Annotated in this window: 25 protein-coding genes; 16 read left to right on the forward strand and 9 right to left on the reverse strand. The window is 70.2% G+C overall.

Annotation, left to right across the window (positions count from 1 at the left end; translation table 11 throughout):
* Window positions 1-251 precede the first annotated feature (251 nt).
* Genes ABZX02_RS39850 through ABZX02_RS39870 form a run of 5 tightly spaced genes read right to left on the reverse strand, consistent with a single transcriptional unit; the run spans window position 252 to window position 4,696 of the window.
* Window positions 252-692: a nuclear transport factor 2 family protein gene (locus tag ABZX02_RS39850; RefSeq protein WP_355306627.1), complete on the reverse strand. Its 441-nt coding sequence runs from the start codon at window positions 690-692 to the stop codon at window positions 252-254.
* The gene (locus tag ABZX02_RS39855; RefSeq protein WP_355306629.1) at window positions 689-1,549 is read right to left on the reverse strand and encodes a TIGR03619 family F420-dependent LLM class oxidoreductase; all 861 of its coding nucleotides are present in this window, start codon (window positions 1,547-1,549) and stop codon (window positions 689-691) included. The genes ABZX02_RS39850 and ABZX02_RS39855 overlap by 4 nt, the downstream gene beginning before the upstream one ends.
* A complete protein-coding gene (locus ABZX02_RS39860; protein ID WP_355306631.1) occupies window positions 1,546-2,688 on the reverse strand; it encodes a thiolase domain-containing protein in 1,143 nt (380 codons plus the stop codon). Before ABZX02_RS39860 ends, ABZX02_RS39855 begins: the two co-directional genes overlap by 4 nt.
* Window positions 2,689-3,744: a thiolase domain-containing protein gene (locus tag ABZX02_RS39865; RefSeq protein WP_355306633.1), complete on the reverse strand. Its 1,056-nt coding sequence runs from the start codon at window positions 3,742-3,744 to the stop codon at window positions 2,689-2,691.
* 7 nt (window positions 3,745-3,751) lie between these two features.
* Window positions 3,752-4,696: an OB-fold domain-containing protein gene (locus ABZX02_RS39870; protein WP_355306634.1), complete on the reverse strand. Its 945-nt coding sequence runs from the start codon at window positions 4,694-4,696 to the stop codon at window positions 3,752-3,754.
* Between the two features lie 45 nt (window positions 4,697-4,741).
* Here ABZX02_RS39870 and ABZX02_RS39875 point away from each other — a divergent pair, with 45 nt between their 5' ends.
* Genes ABZX02_RS39875 through kstD form a run of 4 tightly spaced genes read left to right on the forward strand, consistent with a single transcriptional unit; the run spans window position 4,742 to window position 9,458 of the window.
* Window positions 4,742-5,770, forward strand: coding sequence for an LLM class F420-dependent oxidoreductase (locus ABZX02_RS39875; protein ID WP_355306636.1), 1,029 nt, complete (start codon window positions 4,742-4,744; stop codon window positions 5,768-5,770).
* Between the two features lie 25 nt (window positions 5,771-5,795).
* Window positions 5,796-7,310: an acyl-CoA synthetase gene (locus ABZX02_RS39880; RefSeq protein WP_355306638.1), complete on the forward strand. Its 1,515-nt coding sequence runs from the start codon at window positions 5,796-5,798 to the stop codon at window positions 7,308-7,310.
* The gene (locus tag ABZX02_RS39885; protein WP_355306639.1) at window positions 7,303-7,755 is read left to right on the forward strand and encodes a pyridoxamine 5'-phosphate oxidase family protein; all 453 of its coding nucleotides are present in this window, start codon (window positions 7,303-7,305) and stop codon (window positions 7,753-7,755) included. The genes ABZX02_RS39880 and ABZX02_RS39885 overlap by 8 nt, the downstream gene beginning before the upstream one ends.
* Window positions 7,752-9,458 (forward strand): 3-oxosteroid 1-dehydrogenase, encoded by a 1,707-nt coding sequence (gene kstD, locus ABZX02_RS39890; protein ID WP_355306641.1) that lies wholly within the window; start codon window positions 7,752-7,754, stop codon window positions 9,456-9,458. Before ABZX02_RS39885 ends, kstD begins: the two co-directional genes overlap by 4 nt.
* Here the strand turns inward: kstD and ABZX02_RS39895 are convergent.
* Window positions 9,455-10,180, reverse strand: coding sequence for an HAD family hydrolase (locus ABZX02_RS39895; RefSeq protein ID WP_355306643.1), 726 nt, complete (start codon window positions 10,178-10,180; stop codon window positions 9,455-9,457). The genes kstD and ABZX02_RS39895 overlap by 4 nt on opposite strands.
* A 66-nt stretch (window positions 10,181-10,246) precedes the next feature.
* Between ABZX02_RS39895 and ABZX02_RS39900 the strand changes: the two genes are divergently transcribed.
* Window positions 10,247-11,158, forward strand: coding sequence for a PIG-L family deacetylase (locus ABZX02_RS39900; RefSeq protein ID WP_355306645.1), 912 nt, complete (start codon window positions 10,247-10,249; stop codon window positions 11,156-11,158).
* 60 nt (window positions 11,159-11,218) lie between these two features.
* Here ABZX02_RS39900 and ABZX02_RS39905 read toward each other — a convergent pair whose 3' ends face one another.
* Window positions 11,219-12,010 carry a crotonase/enoyl-CoA hydratase family protein gene (locus ABZX02_RS39905; RefSeq protein ID WP_355306647.1) on the reverse strand — a complete coding sequence of 264 codons (792 nt, stop codon included), beginning with the start codon at window positions 12,008-12,010 and terminating at the stop codon, window positions 11,219-11,221.
* 74 nt (window positions 12,011-12,084) lie between these two features.
* Here ABZX02_RS39905 and ABZX02_RS39910 point away from each other — a divergent pair, with 74 nt between their 5' ends.
* Both ABZX02_RS39910 and ABZX02_RS39915 read left to right on the forward strand, forming a co-directional pair.
* Entirely contained in the window at window positions 12,085-13,671 is a 1,587-nt protein-coding gene (locus ABZX02_RS39910) for an acyl-CoA synthetase (RefSeq protein WP_355306649.1), read from the forward strand.
* Window positions 13,652-14,740 carry a nitronate monooxygenase family protein gene (locus ABZX02_RS39915; RefSeq protein WP_355306651.1) on the forward strand — a complete coding sequence of 363 codons (1,089 nt, stop codon included), beginning with the start codon at window positions 13,652-13,654 and terminating at the stop codon, window positions 14,738-14,740. The genes ABZX02_RS39910 and ABZX02_RS39915 overlap by 20 nt, the downstream gene beginning before the upstream one ends.
* On the opposite strand, the gene ABZX02_RS39920 is transcribed toward ABZX02_RS39915, so the two are convergent.
* Together ABZX02_RS39920 and ABZX02_RS39925 are read right to left on the reverse strand one after the other, a co-directional pair.
* On the reverse strand, window positions 14,724-15,629 hold the full coding sequence (locus tag ABZX02_RS39920; protein WP_355306653.1) for an acyl-CoA dehydrogenase family protein: 906 nt from the start codon (window positions 15,627-15,629) through the stop codon (window positions 14,724-14,726). The genes ABZX02_RS39915 and ABZX02_RS39920 overlap by 17 nt on opposite strands.
* Window positions 15,630-15,639: 10 nt before the next feature.
* A complete protein-coding gene (locus ABZX02_RS39925) occupies window positions 15,640-16,800 on the reverse strand; it encodes an acyl-CoA dehydrogenase family protein (protein ID WP_355306655.1) in 1,161 nt (386 codons plus the stop codon).
* Between the two features lie 45 nt (window positions 16,801-16,845).
* On the opposite strand from ABZX02_RS39925, the gene ABZX02_RS39930 reads away from it, so the two are divergent.
* The 9 genes from ABZX02_RS39930 (at window position 16,846) to ABZX02_RS39970 (ending at window position 25,901) form a co-directional block, all read left to right on the forward strand.
* The gene (locus ABZX02_RS39930; protein WP_355306657.1) at window positions 16,846-17,037 is read left to right on the forward strand and encodes a ferredoxin; all 192 of its coding nucleotides are present in this window, start codon (window positions 16,846-16,848) and stop codon (window positions 17,035-17,037) included.
* 78 nt (window positions 17,038-17,115) lie between these two features.
* Entirely contained in the window at window positions 17,116-18,201 is a 1,086-nt protein-coding gene (locus ABZX02_RS39935) for a Zn-dependent alcohol dehydrogenase (protein ID WP_355306659.1), read from the forward strand.
* 23 nt (window positions 18,202-18,224) lie between these two features.
* Window positions 18,225-19,073, forward strand: a complete 849-nt coding sequence (locus ABZX02_RS39940) for an SDR family NAD(P)-dependent oxidoreductase (RefSeq protein ID WP_355306661.1) — start codon at window positions 18,225-18,227, stop codon at window positions 19,071-19,073.
* An 8-nt stretch (window positions 19,074-19,081) separates the two neighbouring features.
* Window positions 19,082-20,587: an aldehyde dehydrogenase family protein gene (locus ABZX02_RS39945; RefSeq protein WP_355306663.1), complete on the forward strand. Its 1,506-nt coding sequence runs from the start codon at window positions 19,082-19,084 to the stop codon at window positions 20,585-20,587.
* Entirely contained in the window at window positions 20,588-21,337 is a 750-nt protein-coding gene (locus ABZX02_RS39950; RefSeq protein ID WP_355306665.1) for a glucose 1-dehydrogenase, read from the forward strand.
* Between the two features lie 73 nt (window positions 21,338-21,410).
* A complete protein-coding gene (locus tag ABZX02_RS39955) occupies window positions 21,411-22,895 on the forward strand; it encodes an alpha/beta fold hydrolase (protein WP_355306666.1) in 1,485 nt (494 codons plus the stop codon).
* Window positions 22,896-23,001: 106 nt separating this feature from the next.
* The gene (locus tag ABZX02_RS39960) at window positions 23,002-24,114 is read left to right on the forward strand and encodes an aminotransferase class I/II-fold pyridoxal phosphate-dependent enzyme (protein WP_355306668.1); all 1,113 of its coding nucleotides are present in this window, start codon (window positions 23,002-23,004) and stop codon (window positions 24,112-24,114) included.
* A 66-nt stretch (window positions 24,115-24,180) separates the two neighbouring features.
* The gene (locus ABZX02_RS39965) at window positions 24,181-25,131 is read left to right on the forward strand and encodes an ATP-binding cassette domain-containing protein (RefSeq protein WP_355306670.1); all 951 of its coding nucleotides are present in this window, start codon (window positions 24,181-24,183) and stop codon (window positions 25,129-25,131) included.
* Window positions 25,128-25,901: an ABC transporter permease gene (locus tag ABZX02_RS39970; RefSeq protein WP_355306672.1), complete on the forward strand. Its 774-nt coding sequence runs from the start codon at window positions 25,128-25,130 to the stop codon at window positions 25,899-25,901. The genes ABZX02_RS39965 and ABZX02_RS39970 overlap by 4 nt, the downstream gene beginning before the upstream one ends.
* Window positions 25,902-25,908: the final 7 nt, after the last annotated feature.

Consider the following 25,908-nt stretch of genomic DNA (forward strand, 5'->3'; position numbering starts at 1 on the left):
AAGCCGGGATTGTGAAGCCCGGCCGAGTGGTCAAGTTTAAGGCCTCGCACCCAAAGTCAAGCCCCAATCGCCGTCGTGGTTGCGTTACCACCGCTGAGCCGACATCCATTGCTCACACGCCTCGGCTTCGCCATTGCGTGCGGCGTTGCTTGATCGGCGTCGAGTGCTCACACGCCTCGGCTTCGCCGTTGCCCGACAAAGACCGAGGGCTCCCTCCGGTGTCGCGGAGGGAGCCCTCACCTACGTCTGGGTTACTCGACTCGCAGAGTCGCCATCGCGCGTTCCGTCTCCCAGAACGCCCGCATCGACCTGATGAGGCCGTCCTCGCCCACGTTGTAGACGAACACACCCTCGGTGTCGACGCGTGCGCCGCCGGGGAGGAACGCGCTGATCGTGCCCACGTTCGCGCACTCGGTACCGGCGGCGAACGAGTCGTGCATGGCGAACTCGAAGCGTTCCACGTTCGCGATGGCCAGGTCCCAGAAGGCGGCGATCGCCTCCTTGCCGTGGTGGCCCTTGCCCTCGTTGTCGAACATCGACGGGCCCACCGGGTCCTCGACCACGGCGTCCTCGGCGAACAGGGCCAGCCACTCGTCTTTTGCCCCGCGGGTCACGCAGTCCATCGAGCGCCAGGAGGCCACGCGGGCCGGGGTTTCGGTCTTGGACGCCGTCCAGGTCACTGCTGCTGTCACGCGAACTCTCCGATCACCTCGTCGGCGAAGCGCCGAAGTCCGTCCTTCTTGGCCTGGAGGCTGCCGTCGAAACCGACGCCGTAGAACAGCCACGGCACCACGATCGTGTCGGTGACGCCTGCCTCGGCCAGCTGTTTGTAGCCGTCCAGGCCGAAGCGGTCGATGCAGACGGCCTGGATCTCGAACGGGCGCTCGAAGGCGCCCAGGTCGGTGAGCGTGGCAACGACCTGCTTGAGCTCGTCGAACTTGATCATCGCCGACGTCCAGCCGTCGCCCACCCTGGCCGCGCGCTTGAGGGCTGCCGGGGAGTGGCCGCCCACGTAGAACGGGACGGGTTTGGTGGGGGCGGGGGACATCTGGAGGCGGTCGAAGTCGAAGTAGTCGCCGTGGTACTCGACCATGCCGCCGGCCAGGACGAGTTTGAGGATGTCGATCATCTCGTCCACGCGCGGGCCGCGGTTCTTGAACGGGACGCCGCACCACTCGAACTCCTCCGGCGACCAGCCGAGGCCCACGCCGAAGCCGAAGCGGTTGCCGGTCAGGTGTGCGACCGAGCCGACCTGGCGGGCCAGCAGGAGTGGGTTGCGGGAGCCCAGTTTCAGGACCTGCGTGTAGAAGTTGATCCGGGACGTGACGGCGCCCATGGCCGCGGCCGCCACGAACGGGTCTACCCACGGGGTGTCGGCGTTCCACATGCGGGAGCCGTCCGGGGTGTACGGGTAGTCCGCGGACACCTTCTCCGAGAAGAAGAGGGAGTCCGGGAGCGCGATCGAGGCGTAGCCGCACTCCTCGGCGCACTGCGCCAGTTCGGTCAGCTGGTCCAGTGGGCTCATGGCGATGCCAACGGTGAACTTCACGGCTTCTCCGATCCGACTACCCACATGGCGAAGAACTGCGAGCCGCCGCCGTACGCGTGGCCCAGCGCTACCCGTGCGCCGTCTACCTGGTGGTCTCCCGCGGTGCCCATGACCTGCATCGCGGCCTCGGCGAACCGCAGGAGCCCGGAGGCGCCGATCGGGTTGGACGAGAGGACGCCGCCGCTCGGGTTGACCGGGAGGCGGCCGCCGATCTCCGTCTCGCCCGCCTCGGTGAGCTTCCAGCCCTGGCCGACGTCGGTGAAACCGAGGTTCTCGAGCCACATCGGTTCGAACCAGGAGAAGGGGACGTAGATCTCCGCCGCGTCCACTTCGGACAGCGGGTCGGTGATGCCCGCCTGCTTCCACAGCGCGCGAGCGGCGTCGCGGCCGGCCTGGGGGTTGACCTGGTCGCGTCCGGCGAACGTGGTGGGCTCGGTGCGCAGCGCGGTCGCGCGGATCCAGGCGGCGGGACCGGACGTGGGTTCCGCCGAGATGACGACCGCGCAGGCGCCGTCCGAGGACGGGCAGGTCTCGTCGTAGCGGATGGGGTCCCACAGCATCGTGGAGGCCTGCACCGACTCGACGGTGATGTCCGGCTGTTTGAGGTGCGCGTACGGGTTTCGCGCGCCGTTGCGGCGGTCCTTGGCGGCGACCATCGCGCCGATGTGCTCCGGGGCGCTCGCGCGGCGGATGTAGGAGCGGACGTGCGGGGCGAAGTAGCCGCCCGCGCCCGCGTGCACCGGCATGGTGAACGGGGTGGGGACCGACAGCGCCCACATCGCGTTCGACTCCGACTGCTTCTCGAACGCCACGGCCAGCACGCGGTCGTGCACGCCGGACTGGACGAGCGAGGCGGCCACGTTGCCGGTGCTGCCGCCGACCGAGCCGGCGGTGTGCACGCGCAGCAACGGTTTGCCGACGGCGCCCAGCGCGTCCGCGAGGAACAGCTCGGGCATCATCACGCCCTCGAACAGGTCCGGGGCCTTGCCGAGGACCACCGCGTCGATGTCCGGCCAGTCCACGCCGGCGTCCGCCATCGCGCGGTCGATCGCCTCGCGGCACAGGCCCGCCATCGACACGTCGAGGCGCTTCGCCGCGTGGTGCGTCTGGCCGGTGCCGACCACTGCTGCCGGTCGCATCTACTCCCGCCCTTCCATGACGCAGACGAGGTTCTGTTGGAGCAACGGTCCGCTGGTCGCGTGCCCGAGGACCTTGGTCGCGGTGCCGTCGTGGATCCGGCGCGCGGCCTCGCCGATGCGCGCCAGGCCGGCGGAGAACATCGGGTTGCCCGCGAGCACGCCGCCCGACGGGTTCACGGTCACGTCGTCGCCGAGGCCGAGTGCCTGGCGCAGCAGGATCTCCTGGTGGGTGAACGGCGCGTGCAGCTCGGCCACCCGGACCCCGTCGGTGCCCGCCGCCTTGCCCGCGGCGACCGTGGACGGGGAGGTCGTGAGGTCGCGCGTGCCGAACGACGGCGAGTCGGTGCGGTGCTCGAACCCGGTGATCCACGCGGGGCGTTCGCACAGCTCCCGTGCGCGGTCACCGGCGGCCAGCACGATCGTGGCCGCGCCGTCCGTGATGGGTGCGCAGTCGTGGCGCCGCAACGGGTCCGCGACGTACGGGAGCGCGAGCAGCTCGTCGGCGTCGACCTCGCCGGACAGCTGCGCGAGCGGGTTCGACAGGGCGTTGCGGCGACTTCGCGCGGCCACGGACGCCATCGCCCGTTCGTCCCAGAGCCCGTTCTCGATGCCCATCCGCGCCTGGATGCCCGCCAGGCCGAGCGTGTCCGGCCACAGTGGAGTGACGACGTACGGGTCGAGCTGCATGGCCATGACCCGGCGGAGCTGGCCCGCGGAGGACTTGCCGAAGCCGTAGACGAGGGCGGTGTCGACTTCGCCGCAGAGCAATTTCACCCACGCCTCGTAGAGCGCCCACGCCGCGTCCATCTCGACGTGCGACTCGGCGATCGGCGGGAAGGCGCCGATCGCGTCGACCGCCGAGACGAACGAGAACGCGCGCCCCGCCAGGTAGTCCGACGACCCGGAGCACCAGAACCCGATGTCGGTCTTGGTCAGGCCGAGGCCGCCGAGCACCTCGTGGAAGATCGGGACGAGCATCTCGACACCGTTGGTGGTGCCGTCGGTCTCGCGCACGCAGGGCGTCTGCGCGAAGCCGACTACCGCAATGTCACGCACGCGAGCCTCACAGGTGCTGGGAGTAGGAGTCGAACGGCGCGTCCGGCTCGCCGGACGGCCGGAAGTGGTCGATGTTCTGCATCGTCGGGCCCCACTCCTCGCGCGGCTTCCACACGGCCTCGACGCGCATGCCCATCCGGACGTCCTCGGGTGCGACACCGAGCAGCAGGTGCAGGAACGGGATGTCCGCGCCGTCGAGCAGCACGTACGCCGAGACGTACGGCGGCGGGATGCGCTGGCCCAGGAACGGGACGTTGACCACGCAGAAAGTCGTGATCGTGCCGCGGTCGGCGAGCTCGACCTGGTCCGTCGTCGGGACACCGTCGGTCGGGCAGGCCGGGCGCGGCGGGAAGTAGACCTTCTCGCACTGCGGGCAGCGCTGCGCGATGAGCCTGCCCTCCATGAGGCCGCGCAGGAACGGGTCCTCGGTGGGCGAGGCCGAGTGCGTGTAGTGCAGGTTCACCGGGGTGGTGACCATCGTGACGTCCTCGGCGTCGGTGGGCTCCTCGGCCGGTTCGTCGGAGAGCTCGAAGCACTCGATGTCGGTGATCGCGCCGACCCGTTCGGGACGCCAGCGCGCCCGCACGCGTGCGCCGGTGGAGATCTGGTCCGGCGAGCCCGCGTCGACCGCGTGCAGCAGCGCGGTGTCCGCGCCGTCGAGCTGGACCAGCGCCCACGCGAACGGCCGGTCGAGCGGCTGTCCTTCGAGGGGCTCGGGAATCCACGACCACCCGCGCACGACACCGGTCGCCGCCACGTCCACGAACTCGTCGAGGCGTTCGGCGGTCACGGGGTCGTACTCGAGCGGCGGCACGTGCACGCGCCCGTCCGAGCCGCGGATCCCGGTCACCCTGCGGCGGCGCAGATCCGAGAGGAACCGGCCCAGCGTCGGGCCGAGGGAGCGCGTGTAGTCGAAGCCAACGTCGAGCGGAGCACTCAGCGGCCGAGTCACAGATCAAAGTGAAACAGGTTCTCGAAATGGTGGCAAGATGGCTGCATGAAGCTCGGTCTGCAGCTCGGGTACTGGGGTGCTCAGCCGCCTCAGAACGCCGCCCAACTCGTGGCGGCGGCGGAGGAATTCGGCTTCGACGCGGTGTTCGCCGCCGAGGCGTGGGGCTCGGACGCGTTCACCCCGTTGGCGTGGTGGGGATCCGAGACCTCGAGGGTCCGGCTGGGCACGTCCGTGGTGCAGATGTCGGCACGGACGCCGGCGGCCTGCGCCATGCACGCGCTCACCCTCGACCACCTGTCCGGCGGGCGGTTCGTGCTCGGGCTGGGCGTGTCCGGGCCGCAGGTCGTGGAGGGCTGGTACGGGCGGCCGTTCGCGAAACCGCTGGCCAGGACCAGGGAGTACGTGTCGATCCTGCGGCAGGTGATGGCCCGCGAGGCGCCGGTGCGCAACGACGGGCCGCACTACCCGTTGCCGTACCAGGGACCTGGAGCGCTGGGGCTCGGCAAACCGTTGAAGCCCATCACCCACCCGCTGCGCGCCGACCTGCCCATCTGGCTCGGCGCGGAGGGGCCCAAGAACGTCGCGCTGACGTCGGAGATCGCGGACGGGTGGCTCGCCATCTACTACGCGCCGCGGCTGGCGGACATGTACAACGAGTGGCTCGACGTGGGCTTCGTGAAGTCGGGTCGTACCAGGGAGAACTTCGAGGTCGCCGCCACCTGTCAGGTCGTCGTGACGGACGATCCGGCGGCGGTGCGGTCGATGCTGAAGCCGTTCGTCGCTTTGTACATCGGCGGAATGGGCGCGCCCGGCATGAACTTCCACGCCGAGGTGTTCACGCGCATGGGCTACGGCGAGGTCGTCGCCGACGTGGGCAGGCTGTTCCAGGCCGGGCGCAAGGACGAGGCGGCACAGGTCGTTCCGGACGAGCTGGTGTCCGAGATCAGCATCGTCGGAACCGCCGAGCAGGTGCGCGAGGAGGTCCGCCGGTGGGAGAAGGCGGGCGTCACGACACTGCTCGTCGGATGTCGCGACGTTGCCTCGATCAAGGCCGTCGCGGAGGCTTGTCAGTAGGTGAAACGCGTTCTACTTTGAGGGTGTGGTCACAGGACTCTGGAACATCGCTGCCGATCAGCCGGACCTGACCGCGCTGGTCGATCCGAGCGGGCGGGAGATCACCTACGCCGGGCTCGCCGCCGACGCGAACCGCTACGGGCGCGGGTTCCGGGCCCTGGGGCTCGAACCCGGCGACAGCATCGTGCTGATGCTGCCCAACAGCGCCGAACTGGTGGCGGTCTACTTCGCCGCCTACCAGACCGGCCTCTACGTCGTGATGGCCAACTGGCACCTGACCGGCGCCGAGGTCGCGTACCTCGTGCAGGACAGCGGTGCCAAGGCCTTCGTCGCCCACGAACGGTTCGCGGCCGCCGCGGTGGAGGCGGCGGCGAGCCTGCCGCCGGACGCGCGTTTCGCCGTCGGCGAGGTCGACGGGTTCGTGCCGCTGGCCGAGCTGGGGGCGGGCGAGGAGGGCAGGCCGGACGGCCGCACCACCGGGTCGCCGATGCTCTACACCTCCGGCACCACCGGGCGGCCCAAGGGCGTGCGCAGGCCGTTGACCGGCGCGGACCCGGACGTCGTGCCGCCGAGCGCCGCCTGGTTCTTCGGCATCTTCGGGATCAAGCCGCACGACGGGCACGTGCACCTGTGCGGGTCTCCGCTCTACCACACGGCCGTGCTCAACTTCGTGACCATCTCGATCCAGCTGGGGCACACCGCGGTGCTCATGGACCACTGGTCGCCCGAGGACATGCTGCGGCTGATCGAGCGCCACAAGGTCACCCACAGCCACATGGTGCCGACCCAGTTCCACCGCCTGCTGGCGCTGCCGGACGACGTGAAAGCCAAGTACGACATGGGATCGCTGCGGGCGATGATCCACGGCGCGGCGCCGTGCCCGCTGGAGGTCAAGCGCCGCATGCTCGACTGGTGGGGTCCGGTGGTGATCGAGTACTACGCGGCCACCGAGGGCGGTGGTACCGCGATCACCGCTACCGAGTGGCTGCGGAAACCGGGATCGGTCGGACTGCCGTGGCCGACGTCCGAGATCAAGATCCTCGGCGAGGACGGCACCGAGCTGCCGGTGGGCGAGCAGGGGCTCGTCTACATGCGGATGGGCGACTCGACCTTCGAGTACCACAAGGACTCCGAGAAGACGCGGGCCGCGCGCGTGGGCAAGCTGTTCACGTTGCAGGACATCGGGTACCTGGACGAGGACGGCTACCTGTTCCTGTGCGACCGCAAGAACGACATGATCATCTCTGGCGGCGTGAACATCTACCCGGCCGAGATCGAGGGCGAGCTCATCTGCCACCCCAAGGTCGCGGACGTGGCCGTGTTCGGGGTGCCGCACCCGGACTGGGGTGAGTCGATCAAGGCCGTCGTGCAGCCGGCCGACGGGGTCGAGGCGTCCGAAGCGCTGACCGAGGAGATCCTGGAGTTCGCGCGGACCCGGCTCGCGAAGTTCAAGCTGCCGCGCACGGTCGAGTACCTCGCCGAGTTGCCGCGCGACCCGAACGGCAAGCTGTACAAGCGAAAGCTGCGGGATCGTGCGTGACGCGATCAGGATGTCGGCCGCCGAGGTCGAGGAGTTCCTGCGCGGCCAGAAGACGTTGATCGTCGCCACCATCGGCCGGAACGGGCTGCCGCACCTCGCGCCGATGTGGTTCGCGTGGGTGGACGGCGAGATCGTCTTCTGCACGGACCGCAAGTCGCAGAAGATCCTGAACCTGCGACGGGATCCGCGCTGCAGCGTGCTGGCCGAGGCGGGGGAGACCTACGACCAGCTGCGCGGCGTGCACATGGAGGGCGTCACGGAGTTCACCGACCTCGGCCCGGTCGTGGACGCCGTGGTGTCGCGCAACTTCGGCGAGGTCGGCGACGACCCGCAGGCCCGTGAGGCGTTGAAGAAGGCGATGGCGCGACGCGTCGCCGTGATCTTCCGCCCGACCAGGACCGCCAGCTGGGACCACCGGAAGACGATGTCTGGAGCGAACCCGTGACCCTGAACCGCCGTCAGGTGCTCGCCGGAACCGGCCTCGCGCTGGCCGCCGGACTGGTCAGACCCTCCGCCGCCTCGGCCGACCTCGGCGAGTTCGACGTCGTGGTCGTCGGCGCGGGCGCGGCCGGCATGACCGCCGCGCTGACCGCCGCGAAGCGCGGCCTGAGCTGCGTGGTCGTGGAGAAGGCGCCGACCTACGGCGGTTCCGCCGCCCGGTCCGGCGCGGGCATCTGGATCCCCAACAACGAGGTGATCCTCGCGGCCGGCATCCCGGACACCCCCGCGAAGGCGGCGCAGTACCTGGCCGCGGTCGTGGGCGACATCCCGGCGGTGCGCCAGCAGGCCTACCTGGCGCAGGGGCCGCGGATGATCTCGTTCGTCATGCGGAACAGCCCGTTGCGGTTCCGGCACATGGACGGTTACAGCGACTACTACCCCGAACTGCCCGGCGGCATCGCGCGCGGCCGTTCGATCGAACCCGAGGTGCTCGACGGCCGGGTGCTCGGCGCCGAGCTCGCGCGCCTCAACGCCCCGTACCTCTCGCCACCGGCCGGGATGGTCATCTACGGCGCGGACTACAAGTGGCTCGCGCTGGCGCTGGTCAACGCGAAGGGTGCGGCGACGGCCGCCGCCGCGCTGGCCAGGGGCACGGCGGCAGCGCTGGCGGGCCAGAAACCGCTGACGATGGGCCAGGCCCTGGCCGGCGGCCTGCGGGCGGGGCTCCTGCAGGCGGGTGTCCCGGTCTGGCTGAACACCGGCCTCGAGGACCTGGTGGTGGAGAACGGCGCGGTGCGCGGAGTGCTGACCTCGCGCGGTGTCGTGCGCGCCCGGCGCGGCGTGATCATGGGCTCCGGCGGGTTCGAGCACAACGCGGCGATGCGCGCCCAGTACCAGCGCCAGCCCATCGGTACGCAGTGGACGGTCGGCGCGAAGGAGAACACCGGCGACGGCCACCGCGCCGGCCTGCGCGCGGGCGCCGCCGTCGACCTGATGGACGACGCCTGGTGGGGACCGGCCATCCCGACGCCCGGCTCGCCGTACTTCTGCCTCGCCGAACGCACGCTGCCGGGCGGCCTGATGATCAACGCGGCGGGCCGCCGGTTCGTCAACGAGGCCGCGCCCTACAGCGACGTCGTGCACGTCATGTACGACAAGAACCCCACCGACCCGTGCATCCCCGCGTGGCTGGTCGTCGACCAGAACTACCGCAACCGCTACCTCTTCGCCGACGTGGCACCGACCCTGCCGCTGCCGGACGGCTGGTACCAGTCCGGCGCCGTGATGAAGAACTGGTCGCTGGACGGGCTTGCGGGCGCGATCGGCGTGCCGGCCGCGAACCTGAGGTCGACCGTCAGCCGGTTCAACAACCAGGCGTTGGTGGGCCGCGACCCGGACTTCCGGCGCGGCGACAGCGCCTACGACCACTACTACACCGACCCGGCCGTGATCCCGAACTCGTGCCTCGCACCGCTGTGGGCGCCGCCGTTCTACGCCTTCAACATCGTGCCGGGCGACCTGGGCACGAAGGGCGGCCTGGTGACGGACGCACGGGCGCGCGTGCTGCGGCCGGACGGCTCGGTGATCCCCGGCCTGTACGCGGCGGGCAACGTGAGCTCGGCCGTGATGGGCCGCAGCTACGCGGGCGCGGGGTCCACGATCGGCCCCGCCATGACGTTCGGGTACATCGCGGCGAACGACCTCTAGGGACACCGGCAGCAGGCCGGCACGTCGGCGAACCGGAGTTCCTCGGTGATCTGGACGAACGGCCACCCACCGGTCTCCGCGAGCAGGAGATCGGTGGTCGTGCTGTCCCCGGCGACCAGGCACACCGTCCGGCCGTCGACCAGCGCGGCCCGGACGGCGTCGGTGAACCCGGCCGTGCCCTTGGGATGCCCGACCTCCCCGGAGACGAACACGCGCGCGAACCGGTCGGCGAGTCCGGACAGCTGGATCTTGGCGCGCTGCAACGACCGGCAGCCGTCGGTGGCGAGCCACAGCTCGTGACGTCCGCGCAGCAAGTCCAAAGCGGACTCGACGCCGGGGAACGGCCGCACCAGGGCCTGGCGTGCCGTCCGGAAGGCCAGTGCCGCCTTCGTGGCGTCGGCGCCGCTGCCGAGGTCGTCTAGCGCGAGGCGCCACGCCCGCACGTCGTTGCCCACCAACGCTTTGACCACCTCGGGTGGCATCGGCAGCTCGTGGAAGTCGGCCCAGAGCGCCTCCCAGGACGCGACCCGTTCGACCTCGCGGTGGGTGAGGAGCCGGTTCTCGCGCCACTCGCGGCGGGCGGCGGCCAGCACGGTGTCGACCGCCCGGTCGTCCGGGGTGATCGACAGCTCGCCCAGCACCGCGGCGATGGCGGCGCGGGCCGCGCTGCCGTCCGGGATCAGGCAGTCGTCGAGGTCGACGATGATCACGGGCTTGGTCACTCGCACCTCCACCGCGGCTGTGTCGGAGGTAGTCTCTCGCCGAGATCTCTACCTGGGGGAAGAGTCGTGCGTAGATCCATGCTGTCCGTTGTCACCTGTCTGCTCCTCGTCGCCGCCTCGCTGACGCCCGCGCAGTCGGCGCCGAAGACGACTGTCTCATTCGTCGCGCACCAGGACGACGACCTGCTGTTCATGAACCCGGACATCGCCTCGGACGTCGAGGCGGGGTTCACCGTCTGGGTCGTGTACCTCACCGCGGGCGAGGTGCACACCAGACCCCCGTTCCCCTACGCAGACCAGCGGATCCAGGGTGAACGGGCCGCCTACGCCGAGACCGCCGGGGTCCCGAACGACTGGACGTACGAGGAGATGCGGTTCAACGGCCACCCGGTGGCGACGAACCGGTTGAACGGCACCAACGTGCGGCTCGTCTTCACCTACATCCACGGCGCGTCAGGAGGGTGCGCGTCCGAGGGCAACCCCGAGGTCGGCGATCCCTACGGTGACCTGTACAAGATGCTGAACTTCAGCCCGTACGTGGCCCAGCCGATCGACGGACGTACCGCCTACACCAAGTACAGCTTCATCGGCATGCTGCACGCCATCATCGCTCATGCGAAGCCCGACTACATCCGTTCCGGCAGCACGGTCGGGCACCGCGACACGCCCGCGCGCGACCACGTCGACCACGTGGCGGCGGCCCTCCTCGTCGCCGAGGCCAACCTCCTGCCCGGGACGAACACCACGTGGAAGCGCCGCACCGAGTACACGGCGTACAACAGCGCGTCCCATCCCGAGAACGTGTCCGACTACTGGCAGCAGCGCAAGATCGAGATCTGGGACGCGTACTGGCCGTACGACCCGGAGCTCGACAGGACCACCCACTGGTACGCCATGAGCCGCCAGATCGCGCCGGACGGGAGGATCTTCCACCCCGGCTCGGCCTGGGTGCCGCCGAGCGACTTCGTCACCTGCTAGCCGGGGCGTCACGTCCGCTCCCGGACCCGCGCATGGTGGATCGCCGCTGAAGCGCAGGCGCTACCGGCCCTTGAACTCGGGCTTGCGCTTCTCGGCGAACGCCCGCGGCCCCTCCTTGGCGTCCTCGCTCGCGAACACCTCCATGCCGAGCCGGGCGTCCACCGTGAACGCCTCGTTCTCGTGCATCACCTCGGTCTCCCGCAGGGTCTGCAGGATCTTCCGGACGGCGATCGGCCCGTTGGCCGTGATCAACGCGGCCAGCTCCAGCGCCTTCTCCAACGCCTGGCCGTCCGGGACCACGTGCCCGATCAGCCCGATCTCCTTCGCCTCCGCCGCCCGGATGTGCCGTCCCGTCAACAAGAGGTCGGCCGCGACCGTGTACGGGATCTGTCGCGGCAGCCGCACCGCCGAACCGCCGAGCGGGAACAGGCCCCAGCGTGCTTCCGAGACGCCGAACCGCGCGCTCTCGCCGGCCACGCGGATGTCCGTCGCCTGCAGGATCTCCGTGCCTCCCGCGACGGCGGGACCTTCCACCGCGGCGATGAGCGGTTTCGTCAATCGACGTCCTTTGAGCAGTGGCTCGATGACGGAGAAGTCGAACTTGCCGGCGTTCTCGCTGGGGTGGTTGGACGTCATCGCCTTCAGGTCCGCGCCCGCGCAGAACGCACCGCCTGCTCCCGTCAGCACGCACACGCGGACGTCCGGATCGGAGTCCACGCGGTCCCACGCCTCCTTCATGATGGCCAACATGGGGCCGGACAAGGCGTTGCGGACCTCGGGGCGGTTCATCGTGACGACCAGAACGTTGTCGACCAAGTCCACCAACGCGTGTGGTTCCGTCGTGGTCGTCATTCGCGCGCCTCCTGGATCGAGTCTGACCGCACGGGGGATTGTCGAGAACAGTAACACGTTCTACTTTGCCTACCATGGCCCTCAACGTCGCAGACCTCGTTGAACACGCCGCCGACACCGTGCCCGACCGGACCGCGCTCATCTGCGGCACCAAGAGGGTCACCTACGCCGAGCTCGAGTCGCGAGCCAACAAGCTGGCTCACCACCTGGCAAAGAACGGCGTGACGCAGGGTGCGCACGTGGGGCTCTACGCGCGCAACTCGATCGAACTGGTCGAAGCCATGCTCGCCGTCTACAAGTTGCGGGCCGTGGCCATCAACGTGAACTACCGCTACACCAAGAACGAGTTGCAGTACTTGTTCGGGGAAGCGGACCTGACTGCGCTCGTGCACGAACGGCGGTACGCGCCGCTGGTCGCGGAGGTCGGCGCGCCCGGCCACACCGTCGTGATCGACGACGAGAGCGAGGAACCGTTCGAGGGCGCGGACTACGAGACGGCGCTCGCCGAGGAGTCCGGCGACCGCGACTTCGAGCCGCGCAGCCCCGACGACCTCTACATCCTGTTCACCGGCGGCACGACCGGCATGCCCAAGGGCGTGATGTGGCGGCACGAGGACGTGTGGCGCACGCTCGGCGGCGGCATCGACTTCGTCACCGGCGAACGGCTGACCGACGAGTGGCACCAGGCCAGGGCGGGCAAGGACTACGGGCTGGTCCGGCTCTGCCTGCCGCCGCTCATCCACGGCGCGGCGCAGTGGGCCGTGCTCGGCGCGTTGTTCAGCGGCAGCACGGTGGTGCTGGTGCCCAAGTTCGACCCCGCCGAGATCTGGCAGGTGATCGAAAGGGAGAAGGTCCAGGTCGCCGTCATCACCGGGGACGCGATGGGCCGGCCGCTGATCGAGGAGTTCCAGCGCGGCTCGTACGACGGCTCGTCGCTCTACATCGTCAACAGCAGTGCCGCGCTGTTCTCCTACACCGTCAAGAAGCAGTACCAGGAACTCCTGCCGCACACGACGTTGCTCGAGTCGATCGGGTCGAGCGAGACCGGGTCCACCGGCATCGGCGCCGTGCCGAAGGAGATCGTGAAGACCGACGGCACCAAGGTGAAGCTCAACGAGGACACCATCGTCATCGACGAGGACGGCAACAAGCTGGAGCCGACGCCCGGCGTCATCGGCAAGCTGGCACGCGGCGGACACATCCCGCTCGGCTACTACAAGGACCCCGAGAAGACCGCGCGGATGTTCGTCGAGGTGGACGGCAAGCGGTTCACCGTGCCCGGCGACTTCGCCCGGTTCGAGGAAGACGGCGACATCACGTTGCTGGGACGCGGCAACACCTGCGTCAACACCGGCGGCGAGAAGGTGTTCCCCGAGGAGGTCGAAGCGGCGCTCAAGTCGCACCCGGACGTGTTCGACGCGCTCGTGATCGGCATCCCGGACGACCTGCTCGGCCAGCGCGTCGGCGCCATCGTCCACCCGCGCGACGGGGCGACCCCGACACTGTCCGAACTGGACGCCCACGTGCGCGAGTCGCTCGCGGGCTACAAGGTGCCGCGCTCGCTGTGGCTCGTTGACGAGATCGGCCGCACCCCCAGCGGCAAACCCGACTACCAGTGGGCGAAGCGCCACGTGGAGGACCATGCGCACCAGCCTGTGTGACGAGTTCGGCATCGAGCACCCCGTCTTCGGCTTCACGCCGTCCGAGCACGTGGCGGCGGCGATCAGCAGGGCGGGCGGGCTCGGTGTCCTCGGGTGCGTGCGGTTCAACGACGCGGAGGACCTCGACCGCGCGTTGACGTGGATGGACGAGAACACCGACGGCAAGCCGTACGGCGTCGACATCGTCATGCCCGCCACCGTGCCGAAGGAAGGCACGCAGATCGACCTGGCCGGGCTGATCCCGCAGAGCCACAAGGACTTCGTCGACCAGACCCTGCTGAAGCTCGGCGTGCCCCCGCTGCCGGACGGCGAGGGCGGCGAGGGCGTGCTCGGCTGGCTGCACTCGGTCGCGCGCTCGCACGTCGACGTCGCGCTGGAGCACCCGATCCGGCTGATCGCGAACGCGCTGGGCTCCCCGCCGACCGACGTCATCGAACGGGCGCACGCGGCCGGCGTCCCGGTGGCGGCGCTCGCGGGCAAGGGCGAGCACGCCCGGCGGCACGTGGCCAACGGCGTCGACATCGTGGTGGCGCAGGGCTACGAGGCCGGCGGGCACACCGGCGAGGTCGCGACGATGGTGCTCGTGCCGGAGATCGTCGACGCGGTCGACGTGCCGGTGCTCGCGGCCGGCGGCATCGGGTCCGGGCGCCAGGCGGCCGCGGCGATGGCCCTGGGCGCGTCCGGGGTGTGGATGGGCTCGTACTGGCTGACGACCACCGAGTACACGCTGGGCAACTCGAGCACGCAGGAGGCGTTGCTGGCGGCGGGATCGAGCGACACCGTCCGCACGCGCATCTATACCGGTAAGCCGGCGCGGCTGTTGAAGACGCGGTGGACCGAGGCCTGGACGTCGGACGAGGCGCCGGAGCCGTTGCCGATGCCGTTGCAGAACCTGCTCGTCAGCGAGGCGCACCTGCGCATCGCCCGGTCCGACGACCCTTCCGTGGTCTCGATGCCGGTCGGGCAGGTCGTCGGGCGGATGAACGAGGTCCGCCCGGTCGCCGCGGTGATGGCCGACCTGCTGGCGGAGTACGACGCGACGGTCGAACGCCTCACCAAGTCGCGCTGAGCTTGAGGAGCTGGGCGGTCGCCCCGCCCAGCTCGAACTCGTTGCGCTTCGCCGCCGTGAAGTACCGGTGCACGTCGTGGCTCATGTCGATGCCCGTGCCGCCGTGGACGTGCACGGCGGTGTGCGCCACGCGGTGCCCGCCGTCGGCGGCCCAGAACTTCGCGGTGGCCACCTCTTCGGCCGCGTCCAGGCCCTCGGACAACCGCCACGCGGCCTGCCAGAGCGTCAGGCGGATCGCCGCCACGTCGATGTACGCATCAGCCAGGCGTTGCGCTACCGCCTGGAAGCTGCCGATCGGCCGGTCGAACTGCACGCGGGTCCGCGCGTACTCCGCCGTGAGTTCCAGGGCGCGTTCGGTCACGCCGAGCTGGAGGGCGCACAGCCCCAGCGTGTAGCGCGTGATCAGCCAGTCGGGGGAGAGGCCGGGCACGACGTCCCCGCCGGTCGCGGCGAACGTGCCCGCCTCCGAGCCGTCGACCAGTTCCTGCGGCGTGATCTCCAGCTGGTTCGCGTCGACGAGGAGCACCTCGTCACCCCGCGCCACCAGGAAGGCGGACGCGGTCCGGGCGAACGGCACGGTGGTTAGCACGCCGCCGGACTCGGTGAGTGCCACGGACAGCACGGTTCCCGGCGCGAACCGCCGCTGCTCGGGCGTGCCGAACTCCGCGAGCGCGGCCGCCGCGACCGCGGTCGGCAGGTACGGGACGTCCGACACCGCGCGGCCCAGCTCGACCAGCACCGAGCACTGCTCCAGCACGCCGAGCTCGGCCGGGTCCTCCGGCACGACACCGGACTTGACCAGGTCGAGCCACGGCGTGTCGGACGAGTCGAGGATCTTGCGGGTCAGCGCCGCCAGTTCCCGTTGCGCCTCGGTCAGCGTGAAGTCCATGCCAGTCCCCTTACCGAGGCACGGCGGGCAGGCCGAGGCCCGCGCGCGCGATGATGTCCCGCTGGATCTCGTTGGTGCCGCCGCCGAACGTGAGGATCAACGACGACCGGTGCATGCGTTCCACCCGGCCCTGGAGCAGCGCTCCCGCCGACCCCGCGCGCACGATCCCGTTGGCGCCCAGCACCTCCATCAGCAGCCGGTAGCCCTCGGTCGCGAACTCGGTGCCGAACACCTTGGTCGCGGACGCCTCGGCCGGTGACGGTGCCTCGTCCGAACCGGACGCGATCCGCCAGTTGACGAGCTTGAGGAACTCGGTCTTCGCGTGCACGCGGGCGAGGTGCAGGCGCACCCACTCCTGTTTCATCGCACCGGTTTCGTCCGCCCATTGACGAACCTCGCGCAGCGCGGTCTGCAGTGGCGCGGCCGAGCACAGCGCCACGCGTTCGTGGTTGAGCTGGTTGGTGATGAGCTTCCAGCCCTTGTGCTCCTCGCCGATGAGGTTCGTCGCCGGCACGCGCACGTCGTCGTAGAAGGTGGCGCTGGTGGTGGGGCCGGACATGGTCGGTACCGGTGTCCAGGAGAAGCCCGGCGACGTGGTCGGCACCATGATCACGCTCAGGCCCCGGTGCCGCTGCGACTCCTGGTCGGTGCGGCACGCGAGCCACACGTAGTCGGCGTACTGGATGAGGCTGGTCCACATCTTCTGGCCGTTGATCACGTACTCGTCGCCGTCGCGGACGGCTCGCGTGCGCAGGGCGGCGAGGTCGGTGCCCGCCTCGGGCTCGGAGTAGCCGATGGCGAAGTGCAGCTCACCGGACGCGATCCTCGGCAGGTAGAAGGCCTTCTGCTCGGGCGTGCCCAGGGCCATGATCGTCGGGCCGATGGAGTTGAGCGTCAGGAACGGCACGGGCGCGCCGGCCGCGGACGCCTCGTCCAGGAAGATCAGCTGCTCGATCATCGGACGCGCGCGGCCGCCGTACTCCTCCGGCCAGCCGATGGTGAGCCAGCCGTCGAGACCCATCCGCCGCACGGTGTCCTTGTAGACCTCGGCGTCTCCGTAGTCGCTCCCGCCGGCGAGCCCGGCGCGGCGTTCGGGCGTCATGAGCGCGGCGAAGTACGCCCGCAACTCCTGGCGCAACTGCTCCTGTTCGGGCGTGAAACCGATGCGCATGACCGCTACTCTAGAACAAGTTCTACTTGATGTCAGGAGGCCGCGATGAAGGTCGGCGTCGACCCTGCGCTGTGCGAGGCGCACGGCGAGTGCATGTCCATCCTGCCCGAGGTCTTCGATCTCGACGACGACGAGGTTCTGCAGATCCGGGACGGTGAGCTGGCCGCAGCAGAGGAGGCGTCGGCGGAACGCGCCGTCGCGTCGTGCCCGATGGGGGCGCTGCGCCTCTCACGCTGATGGGCCTTGTCAAGAACAGGAACAGATTCTAGTGTCCGACGAGCCAGGAGGCCGTGAGCTCAGCGAGGAGTGATACCGGTGAAGGCTGCCGTGCTCAACCAGGTAGGCGACGACAAGCTCGAGCTCCGCGACGACGTGACCACCACACCGGTGGGGCCGCAGGAGATCCGCATCAAGATCAAGGCGTGCGGCGTGTGCCACAGCGATCTGTCCGCAATGGACGGAACGCTGCCCGCCCTGGCGCCCGGCGTCGTGGGCCACGAGGGAGCGGGCGAGATCGTCGAGGTCGGGAGCGCGGTGACGTCGCTCGCGGTCGGCGACCACGTGGCGATCACGTTCGTGCCGCCGTGCGGCAAGTGCGCCCAGTGCGTGACGGGCCAGGCGCACCTGTGCCTCGTGCACACCATCGCCGCGTTCACCTCGCCGCGGTTCGTCGTTGGCGGCAACCCGGCGTTCGGCTACGCGGGGCTCGGCGCGTTCGCCGAGGAGATGGTCGTGCCCGCGGACGCCGCGGTGAAGATCGACGACGACGTGCCGTGGGACGTCGCCGCGCTGCTGTCGTGCGGCATCCTGACCGGCGTCGGGGCCGTGCTCAACACCGCGAAGGTCGAACCGGGCTCCAGCGTCGCGGTGATCGGCTGCGGTGGCGTCGGCGTGGCGGTGCTCCAGGGCGCTCGCCTCGCGGCCGCGGCCCGGATCGTCGCCGTGGACCCGGTGCTGGAGAAGCACGAGGTGGCGCGGCGGTTCGGCGCGACGCACGCGACGACGCCCGACGGCATCGCGGACCTCAACAACCAGCTCAACTCCGGCATGGGCTTCGACTACGTGTTCGACGTCGTCGGGCTGCCCGCCACCATCCGCCAGGCGTGGGACCTGACCCGCCGCGGCGGGCACACCGTGGTCGTCGGCGCGGGCCGAGCCGACGCGATGGTGTCGTTCAGCGCCCAGGAGCTTTTCCTGCACGACAAGACGCTGCACGGCTCGTTCTACGGCACGGCGAACTTCCGCCGCGACATCCCGCGCATGATCGCGCTGTGGCGGCAGGGCCGGCTCGACCTCGAAGGCATGATCTCCAAGCGGATCAGGCTCGAAGACGTGAACGAAGGCCTGCAGGCGTTGCGCGGCGGGGGTTCCCTCATCCGCCAGGTGATCCTGTTCGACTGACACATCTCTTCTGGGAGTCTCTTGTGGACCTTGCGGGGAAGGTCGCCGTGGTCACCGGCGCGGGCGCCGGGCTCGGCCGGGCGGAGGCGCTGGAGCTCGCGCGGGCGGGCGCGTCGATCGTGCTGAACGACCTGCCGGGGGCGGCCGACGCCGCCGCGGCCGAGATCGAGGAACTGGGCGCGAAGTGCGTCGTGGTCGAGGGTGACGTGGGCGAGCGGGCGACCGCCGACGCCCTCGTCACCGCCGCCGTCGAGCAGTTCGGCGGCCTGCACGTGGTCGTGAACAACGCGGGCGTGCTGCGCGACCGGATGCTGTTCAACATGACCGACGACGAGTGGGACCTGGTCGTGCGGGTGCACCTGCGAGGCCACTTCCTGTTGTCGCGCAACGCGGTCGCGCTGTGGAAGCAGCAGTCCAAGTCCGCCGGCGAACCGGTCTACGCCCGGATCGTCAACACCTCGTCCGAGGCCTTCCTGCTCGGCTCGGAGGGGCAGGCCAACTACGCGGCGGCCAAGGCGGGCATCGCGGCGCTGACGGTCGCCACCGCGAGGGGCACCAGCCGGTACGGAGTGCGCGCCAACGCGATCTGCCCGCGCGCTCGCACCCAGATGACCGCGCACGTCTTCGGCGACGCGCCGGAGGGCGACGACTCGCTCGCGCCCGAGCACGTCGCGAAGTTCGTCGCGCACCTCGCCGGGCCGTCCGGCGAGAAGATCAACGGCCAGGTCTTCGTCGTGCACGGCGGCATGGTCGCGCTGATGGCACCACCGACCGTCGAGCGGAAGTTCGACGGGTTCGGCGATCTCGACGGCCACTTCGCCGACCGGGATCCGCAGAGGACGTTCGCCTGCACCGAAACGATGGCCCTGTAGGAGGAGCTGTGACGCTCACCGTCCAACCGCACCGCGAGACCCTGGGCCTCAAGGACGGCCGGCTCCTCGTCGGCGGCGAGTTCCGCGAGGCGGACGAGACCTGGACCCACCACCACCCGGCGACCGGCGAGGAGATCGGCAGCTTCGCCGTGGCGTCCGCCAAAGACGTGGACGCGGCGGTGCTCGCGGCCCGCAAGGCGTTCGACGAGGGACCCTGGCCGCGCTCCAAGGCGGGCGAGCGCATCAAGGTGCTGCGCCGCTACGGCGACCTGCTGCGCGAGCACGCCGACGAGCTGCGCGGCCTGCAGGCGCTCGACAACGGCGTACCGCTGTCGTTCGGCCAGATCTACGCCACCTCCGTCGGCATCGCCGCAGACATCTTCGACCACCACGCCGGCTGGATCGACAAGGTCGGCGGTCAGACCCTGCCGCCGTACCAGGGCGGCGACCACCTCGCGATGACGTTCCGCGAACCGGTCGGCGTCGTCGCGGCGATCCTGCCGTGGAACGCGCCGTTCGTGCTGTTCGCCCAGAAGCTCGCGCCCGCGCTGGCCGCCGGCTGCACGGTCGTGGTGAAACCGTCGGAGTACGCGTCGTTCTGCGTGATCCGCCTGGTCGAACTGCTGCTGGAGGCCGGACTCCCCGAGGGCGTCGTCAACCTCGTCACCGGCCCCGGCACCCCCACCGGCGAAGCGCTGATCACCCACCCCGGCGTCGACAAGATCAGCTTCACCGGCAGCCGCGCGATCGGCCGCCGCATCGTCGAGGCCTCCGCCGGCACGATGAAGCGCGTTTCGCTGGAGCTGGGCGGCAAGTCGCCCGCGATCGTGTTCGCGGACGCCCCGAACGTCGGCCTCGCGGCGATGACCTGCATGGGCATGGTCACCATGGGCCTGTCGGGTCAGGCGTGCGTGGCGCACACCAGGGCACTGGTGCAGCGGGAGGCGCAGGAGGAGTTCATCTCCATGGCGCAGATGCTCGCGACCGCCGTGACGTTCGGCGACCCGTTCGACCCGGCGGTGCTCGCCAGCCCGCTGATCAACGCGAAGCAGCTCGACCGCGTGCTCGGCTACATCGAACGGGGCCAGCAGGACGGCGCGCGCCTCGTCACCGGCGGCACCCGGCTCGACGGCGACTACTCGTCCGGCAACTTCGTCGCGCCCACGATCTTCGCCGACGCCACCAACGACATGGCGATCGCCCGCGACGAGATCTTCGGCCCGGTGCTGACCGTCGTGCCGTTCGACACCGAGGAGGAGGCCATCCGGATCGCCAACGACACCGAGTACGGCCTGGGCGCCGGCGTCTACACCAACGACGTCCGCCGCGCGTTCCGCGTCTCGAAGTCGTTGCGCGTGGGCATGGTCGGCATCAACGGCTTCCAGCTCGAACCGCACATCCCGTTCGGCGGCTACAAGCAGTCGGGCCTCGGCCGCGAGGGCGGGCAGAGCGCCTACGAGGCCTACACCGAGCTCAAGACCGTGATGATGCCGCTGACCGACGAGATGATGTAGATGCGGCTCGACGGGAAGGTCGCCCTGATCACCGGCTCCGCCCGGGGTCAGGGCGCGGCCGCCGCCCGCCGGTTCGTCGCGGAGGGCGCGCGGGTGGTGGTCACCGACGTCCTCGACGACCAGGGCAAGGAGCTCTCCGCCGAGATCGGGGCGGAGTACTGCCACCTCGACGTGTCGTCCGAGGAGTCGTGGGACGAGGCGATCGCGTTCACCACCGGCGCGTTCGGCGACATCTCGGTGCTCGTCAACAACGCCGGAGTCCTGCACTTCTCGGCGCTCGCCGACACGACGCTCGCGGACTACCAGCGGGTGATCGGCATCAACCAGGTCGGGGCGTTCCTCGGCATGCGGTCGGTCGTGCCGTCGATGCGCGCCGCCGGTGGCGGGTCGATCGTGAACGTGTCGTCGGTCGAGGGCCTGGGCGGCATGCCGTACCTGGTGGCGTACACGGCGTCCAAGTTCGCCATCCGCGGCATGACCAAGGTCGCCGCGATGGAGCTGGGACAGCACGGGATCCGGGTCAATTCGGTGCACCCCGGCGCCATCGACACCCCGATGGTCAGCACGGCGCTGGGACGCGACGTCGACGTGTCGCCGATCGGGAAGAAGCTGGCGCTGCGGCGGATCGGGCAGCCTGAGGACGTCGCGAACGTCGTGCTGTTCCTCGCGAGTGACGACAGCGCGTACTGCACGGGCGGCGAGTTCGTGGTCGACGGAGGGGCGACGGCCACGCACGCGCTGAACGGTTGACGGTTGCCAGGAGGCAACCCGGTTGATCTCGACGGCGTCTTCGTGGTCGAGAGGTTCGAAACTGGGGAGCTTCATGGTGAAATCACTGGTGTTGGCGGCTGCGCTGGTCATCGGACTGGCGCCGGCCGCGTCGGCGGGGGACGAGGCGCAGCCGCCCGTCCTGTCGTGGCAGGACTGCCAGGACGGGTTCGAGTGCTCGACGGCGAAGGTCCCGCTCGACCACGACCAGCCGCGCGGCGCGAAGATCGACCTCGCGCTGATCCGGCTGCCCGCGACCGATCCGGCGAAGCGGATCGGCTCGCTGTTCGTGAACTTCGGCGGGCCCGGTGCGTCCGGTGTGGACAGACTGCGGGCGCGCGGCAAGTGGGAGTGGCTGTTCTCGTCCGAGCTGCGGGCGAGGTTCGACGTGGTGTCCTGGGACCCGCGCGGCATCGGCCGTTCGGCGACCGTGCGCTGCTTCGACAGCGTCGAGGAGCAGCAGGCGTTCCTCAACTCCATCCCGGTCTACCCGGACACCGCGGCGCAGGAGCCGGCGTTCTACGACGGCTACCGGGAGTTCGTGCGGCGGTGCGAGGAGAAGTCCGGCGACCTGCTGGACCACGTCTCGTCCGCCAACTCGGCACGGGACCTCGACCTGCTGCGCAAGGCCGTGGGCGACAAGAAGCTGACGTACCACGGCATCTCGTACGGCACGCACCTCGGCGCGATCTACGCGAACCTGTTCCCGGACAAGGTCCGCGCGCTCGCGTTCGACGGCGCGCTCGACTTCGCCGGCAACGCCACCGGGCACGGTGACCAGGGCACGACCGTGCCGCTGGACACCCGTCAGGACGTGCCGCGCGGGGTCGCCGAGACGTTCGAGCAGTTCCTGAAGCTGTGCGCGGCTCCGGGAGCGAAGTGCGCGTTCGCGGGTGGCGACCTGAAGCAGAAGTGGGCGGACCTCGTCGCCCGCGTGACGGCCTCGCCGGTCACCACGCCGGACGGCCGCTTCGACCGCGTGTCGCTGATCAGCGCCGTGTGGGACGGGCTCGCGCAGCCCGACACCTGGCAGGACCTCGCACGGGTGCTGCAGGGCGTCTGGGAGGCGCCGGCCTCGCTGACCGCGTCGGCGGACTACGTCTCGAACCGGTTCGAGGGGTTCAACGCCGTGCAGTGCTCGGACAGCGACTTCCCGCGTGATCCGGCCGTGTACTCGAAGTTCGGCAGGACCGAGGACGAGCGCGTGCCGTACTGGGGCCGTCCGATCGTGTTCGACATGATGGCCTGCGCGTTCTGGCAGGGCCGGGACGAGGACCGCTACACGGGTCCGTGGAACCGCCGGACGTCGGCGCCGATCCTGTTCCTCAACAGCAGGTTCGACCCGTCGACCCCGGTGCACGGCGCGCGGGACGGCGCGGCGGAGATGGCCCGCACCGGGTTCCTGACCGTCGAGGGCTACGGGCACACCTCGATGTACGTGCGCAGCACGTGCGCGGAGAAGGTGAAGCGGGAGTACCTCTTCACCGGTGTGCTGCCCGCTCAGAAGACCTGCGGCATCGACAAGTCGCCGTTCGCCTGAGTTCGTTCGCCGGAGGGGCCTCACCGGTGCCGGTGAGGCCCCTCCTGTCCGAGCGGCGGAGGCTCGCGACGTGACGGCACACCCCGGCTGACCTACGTTGGGGTGCATGACGAACCCGCTGACCGGCTTGTCGCTCCCGCGCCTGAAGCAGCGCACCAGCGTGAAGTGGCGGGAGTTCCCGGAGGACGTGCTCCCGCTGTGGGTGGCGGAGATGGACGTCGACCCGGCGGAGCCGATCAAGAAGGCGCTGGTCGACGCGCTGGACCTCGGCGACACCGGCTACCCGGCCGGCACGGACTACCAGGAGGCGCTGCGGGAGTTCGCGCACCGGCGCTGGGGCTGGGAGTTCGACCTCGGCCGCACCGCGCTCGTGTCCGACGTGATGCTCGGTGCCGTGGAGCTGATCAAGCTGGTGTCGGGGCCCGGTGACCCGGTGGTCGTGAGCCCGCCGGTGTACCCGCCGTTCTACCTCTTCGTCCGCAGCCTGGGCCGCGCGGTGGTCGAGGCTCCGCTGAAGGACGCGCGGCTCGACCTCGACGCGATCGAGCGGACGTTCCGGCACCTCAAGGCCGACCGCCCGGTGTACCTGCTGTGCAACCCGCAGAACCCGACCGGCACCGTCCACACCGTCCAGGAGCTGACGGCCCTCGCCGAACTGGCCGCGCGGTACGGCGTCCGCGTCATCGCTGACGAGATCCACGCCCCGCTCGTCGCCAAGACCTCGGCCTTCGTGCCGTACCTCAGCGTCGACGACCGGGGCATGGCCCTCCTGTCCGCCTCCAAGGGCTGGAACCTGGCCGCGATGCGCGCGGCCGTCGCGGTCTCCAACACCGACGAGCTGAAGGGCCTGCCCGAGGAGGTCAGCCACGGCCCGAGCCACTTCGGCACGATCGCGCACGCCGCCGCGCTCCGGGAGGGCGGCGACTGGCTCGACGCGCTGCTCGACGGTCTCGCGGCGAACCGGGCGTTGCTGAAGGACCTGCTCACCGAGCACCTGCCGGAGATCGGCTACGAACCCTCCGAGGCGACGTTCCTCGCCTGGCTCGACTGCCGGGAGTTGAGCGACGACCCGGCCGCCCTCTTCCTGGAACGCGGCCGGGTGGCGCTGATGTCGGGTGCCGGGTTCGGCAGCGGCGGTGAGGGGCACGTCCGGTTCAACCTCGGCACGTCGCCCGAGATCATCACCGAGGCCGTCCGCCGGATGGCTGCCAGTCGCTGACAGCGCGCTGCCAGCGGCCTGCCAGCGCGCGGGCGCACAGTTCCCCCTGAACCACAGGGAGGGACGATGGCACTCGCGATCAGGGCAGAAGGCCTGGTCAAGCACTACGGGGAGACCAAGGCGCTGGACGGCGTCGACCTCGAGGTGCCGGAGGGGAAGGTCGTGGGGGTGCTCGGGCCGAACGGCGCGGGCAAGACCACGGCGGTGCGGGTGCTGGCCACGTTGCTGCGCCCGGACGCCGGGCACGCCACGGTGCACGGGCACGACGTGGTGAAGGACCCGAGGGCGGTCCGGTCGCTGATCGGGCTGACCGGGCAGTACGCGTCGGTCGACGAGGACCTCTCCGGCACGGAGAACCTCGTCCTGCTGGCGCGGCTGCTCGACCACTCGCGGGCGGGGGCGAAGGCCAAGGCGGCCGAGTTGCTGGAACAGTTCGAGCTCACCGACGCCGCGCACCGGGCCGCCAAGACGTACTCGGGGGGCATGCGGCGGCGGCTCGACCTCGCGGCCAGCCTGGTCGGCAACCCGTCCGTGCTGTACCTGGACGAACCGACCACCGGCCTCGACCCGCACGCCCGCAACGAGGTGTGGGCGGTGGTGCGCAAGCTCGTCGCGAACGGCGTGACGGTCCTGCTCACCACGCAGTACCTGGAGGAGGCCGACCAGCTCGCCGACTCGATCACGGTCTTCGACCACGGCCGCGTCGTGGCCGAGGGCAGGCCGGACGAGCTCAAGCGGCGCGTCGGCGGACAGACGCTGCAGGTGCGGCCTACGTCGATGCGCGACCTCGACGTGGTGTACCGGATCCTCGGCGACCTCACGGGTGCGCGGCCGACCCGCGACGACGACACGGGGTTGCTGACGGCGCCGGTGAACGACCCGGTGCTGCTGTCCACCCTGGTCCGCAAGCTCGACGAGGCGGGCATCACCGCGGACGAACTGGCGCTGCGGCTGCCCTCTCTCGACGAGGTCTTCCTGGCGCTGACCGGCAAGCAGACCGAAGGGAGCCTGGCATGAGCACCATCGCGTTGGACCGGGGCATGCGCCACGGCTTCTCCTTGGCCTGGCGGGGAATCCTCAAGATCCGCAAGAACCCCGAGCAGCTGATGGACGTCACGCTGGCGCCCATCATCTTCCTCGTGATGTTCACGTACCTCTTCGGCGGCGCGCTGGCCGGCAACACGGACGCGTACCTGCAGATGCTGGTGCCGGGCATCATGGTGATGAACATCCTGCAGGCCAGCATGACCGCGGGCGTGCAGATGAACACCGACGTCTCCAAGGGCGTCTTCGACCGGTTCCGCTCGATGCCGATCGCGCGCTCGGCCCCGCTGGTCGGCGCGGTGCTCGCGGACATCGTGCGGTACGTGGTGTGCATCGTCGTGCTGCTCGTGGTCGCGACGATCATGGGCTTCCGCGTGCAGACCGGGCCGGTCGAGCTGCTGATCGCGGCCGGGCTGACGATCGCGTTCGGGCTGTGCTTCTGCTGGGCCTCGGTGTTCGTGGGCATGCTGCTCAAGACCCCGCAGGCCGTGCAGGGCCTGATGTTCGTGCTGATCATGCCGCTGACGTTCGGCAGCAACGTGTTCGTCGGCACCTCGACGATGCCCGGCTGGCTCAAGGCGTGGGCGGACGTCAGCCCGGTGAGCCTGCTGTCGGACGCGTTGCGCGGCCTGCTGAACGGCGGCGCGATCGCCGGGCCGCTCGCCGGGTCGCTGGTCTGGATGGCCGGCGCGGTCGCGGTGTTCTTCCCGCTCGCGATGTGGGCGTACCGCAAGCGCGTGTGATCGCGGC

The sequence above is a fragment of the Lentzea sp. NPDC003310 genome, from assembly GCF_040610935.1.
Classification (GTDB): Bacteria; Actinomycetota; Actinomycetes; order Mycobacteriales; family Pseudonocardiaceae; genus Lentzea.